Source organism: Streptomyces fuscigenes, assembly GCF_021556455.1.
Taxonomy (GTDB): Bacteria; Actinomycetota; Actinomycetes; order Streptomycetales; family Streptomycetaceae; genus Streptomyces; species Streptomyces fuscigenes.
This window is the reverse complement of sequence record NZ_JAKGCV010000581.1, coordinates 1-2870: the sequence shown is the minus strand read 5'-3', so window position 1 is coordinate 2870 and position 2870 is coordinate 1. Positions and strand designations below refer to the sequence as shown.

The window sequence follows — 2870 nt, the reverse complement described above, 5'->3', positions numbered from 1 at the left end:
GCCCGGGGCGGCCGTGGACGGCGCCCCGGCCCCTCTGGGGCGCGGCGCCGGGGAGCGGGCGGTGCCGCGGGAGGGGGCGGCACCGCCACGGCCCCGGGCGCGTCCGGGACCCCTCACGGGCCCTTTGAAGGGAGCGGCCCCGGTCCTGCCGGCCTCCCGGGTCAGGCCGCCCTGGCGGTGCCCGTCAGCGCCAGGTCGAGCGCCTGGAGGAAACGGTTCGTCGTCATCCGGTCGCGCACCGCCAGGCGCAGCCACTCGCCGTCCAGCCCCGGGAACGTGTCGCCCCGGCGCACCGCGAAGCCGTACGTCCGCAGCCGGGCCCGCACCGCCTGCGCGCGGGCCGTACGGACCAGGACGAACGGCCCCTCCGCCGCGTGCACCGCCTCGACCTCCTCGAACTCGGCGAGGCCCGCCAGCAGATGAGCGCGCTCCGCGCACATCCGGCGGGCCGCGGCGTCCGCCTCGTGCAGGGCCGCGGGCGTCATGCACGCCTCGGCCGCCGCCAGTGCGGGCGTCGAGACGGGCCACAGCGGCTGCGCCCGTTGCAGCTCGGAGATCAGCGGCGGGTCGCCGAGGACGTACCCGATCCGCAGTCCCGCGAGGCCCCAGGTCTTCGTCAGGCTCCGCAGCACGACGAGGCCGGGCACGTCCGTGTCCCCGGCGAGCGACTCCAGCTCGCCCGGCACCGCGTCCATGAACGCCTCGTCGACCACGAGCACGCGCCCGGGCCGCGCCAGCGAGGCCAGCGTGTCCGCCGGGTGCAGCACGGAGGTCGGATTCGTCGGGTTGCCGACGACCACCAGGTCGGCGTCCTCGGGAACGGCGTCCGGGTCCAGCCGGAACCCGTCCTCGCGGCGCAGCAGCACCCTGCGCACCTCGTGCCCGGCGTCCCGCAGGGCCGCCTCGGGCTCCGTGAACTGCGGGTGCACGACCACGGGCCTGCGCACCCGCAGCGCCCGCGCCAGCAGCACGAACGCCTCGGCCGCGCCCGCCGTCAGCAGGACGCGCTCCACCGGCAGTCCGTGCCGGGCGGCCACCGCCGCGCGGGCCCTGCGGCCGTCGGGGTAGGCGGCGAGTCCCGTCAGGGACTCCGCTATGCGCTCCCGCAGCCAGGCGGGGGGCGTGCCGCCCCGCACGTTGACCGCCAGGTCGACGAGGTCGCCCGGCCGGTCCCGTACTTCGTCGTCGCCGTGGTGGCGCAGGTCGTGGGTGTGGGGGTCAGCTGTTGCCTGCTCGGCCGTGCGTCTCACGGCGCTCCCTCCGTACGCGCCCCGTGGGGAGGGCGCGTCAGCATCCGGTTCAGCGTGTCCGAGCTGTCTACCCTCCGTACAGACGTTCTGTCCACGGGGTGCACACGAACCGTCGCCGACCGCGTCCGGTGCGCCGCCGTCGCCGGGCGCCGTCCGCGGCGGCCCCTTCCGGGCGATCGCGCACGTCGCGGTGGCCGACGGGGCCTTCCTCTTCGCGACGACCAGGTGGCCGCCCCGGGCGAGCGCCGCCGCCTCGGCGACCGAGCCCGTGCCGACCGCGGCCCGCACCCCGTCCGCCGGACGAGGCACCGCGACGGCGTCCAGCACCCCGGCCGGATGACCGGTCAGCGGCACGCCGAGCCGTGCCGCGGCGGCCAGCAGCCCCGGCTCGGCCGCGCGCGTGTCCAGCGTCGCCAGCTCGGCCACGGCGGCCGGCCGCAACCGGGCCTCCAGCAGGGCGTCCGCCACCAGGGCGATCACGTCGTCCGCGGCGACGCCCGGACGGGCCCCGATCCCGACGATCAGGTCAGGTGCCGAGAAAGGCGCATCAAACGTGAATTTGGTCACGACAGGCCCCGATCCGGGCCCGTGGAGGCCGCTGGATGTGCGCGGAGCGGCAGTGATCGAGTAAGCAGGGGCACATGGCGGTGTTCGTCGCGCTCGGCGCGTTCCTGATGACGCTGTTCGGCGGCTGGACGGCGCAACGCGTCACCGACCGCCGGCATCTCGTCCTCGGCCTCGCCGGCGGGCTCATGCTCGGCGTCGTGGGCCTCGATCTGCTGCCCGAGGCCATCTCCGCCGCGGGCAACGACGTGCTGGGCGTCCCGCAGGCCCTGCTGCTGTTCGTCGGCGGCTTCCTCGTCGCCCATCTGGTCGAACGCCTCCTCGCGACCCGCAGGACCTCCCACGGGGGCGAGGACACGGACGCGGTCGCGGTCGCGCAGGCGCCGGCCGCCCCCGCGGACGGGGACCGGGCACACGCGCACGACCACACCCACGCGGCGTCCTCGCCGCGCGGCCCGTCGGGCGCCGTGCGCGTCCCGCAGTTCGGGCTGACGGCCGCGTCCGCCATGGTGGGCCACAGCCTCATGGACGGCATCGCCCTCGGGGCGGCCTTCCAGGCGGGCGGTGCGATAGGCACCGCGGTCGCGCTGGCCGTGATCGCCCACGACTTCGCGGACGGCTTCAACACGTACACGATCACCAGCCTGTACGGGAACGCCCGCCGCAAGGCCCTCGCCATGCTCTTCGCGGACGCGGCCGCGCCGGTCGTCGGCGCCGCGTCCACCCTGTTCTTCACGCTCCCCGAGCAGCTGCTCGGCAGCTACCTGGGCTTCTTCGGCGGCGCGCTGCTCTATCTCGCCGCCGCCGAGATCCTCCCCGAGGCCCACCACGAGCACCCGGCGCGCTCCACCCTGCTGTGCACGGTGGCCGGCGTCGCGTTCATCTGGCTGGTGGTGGGCGTGGCCGGCTGAGGCCCCGCCCACGGCCTCCGACGGGCCCCTGACGCGTCGGGGGGCCGGCCCGGGCAGCCGGGCCCCTCCCGTGCCGTCCGCGCGCCCCGGGGGCCCTTCCACGGCGTCGGCGCAGCTCACGGCGACCGCGCGGCCCGGGAAGTCC

General features: G+C 76.8%; 2 protein-coding genes. One reads left to right on the top strand and one right to left on the bottom strand.

The window, feature by feature from the left end; translation table 11 throughout:
- Window positions 1–161: 161 nt before the first annotated feature.
- Entirely contained in the window at window positions 162–1817 is a 1656-nt protein-coding gene (cobC, locus tag L1885_RS26550) for an Rv2231c family histidinol phosphate aminotransferase CobC (RefSeq protein WP_235799704.1), read from the bottom strand.
- A gap of 74 nt (window positions 1818–1891) precedes the next feature.
- On the opposite strand from cobC, the gene L1885_RS26545 reads away from it, so the two are divergent.
- Complete coding sequence (locus L1885_RS26545; RefSeq protein ID WP_235799703.1) at window positions 1892–2725, top strand: ZIP family metal transporter; 834 nt, start codon at window positions 1892–1894, stop codon at window positions 2723–2725.
- The last annotated feature ends 145 nt before the right edge of the window (window positions 2726–2870 follow it).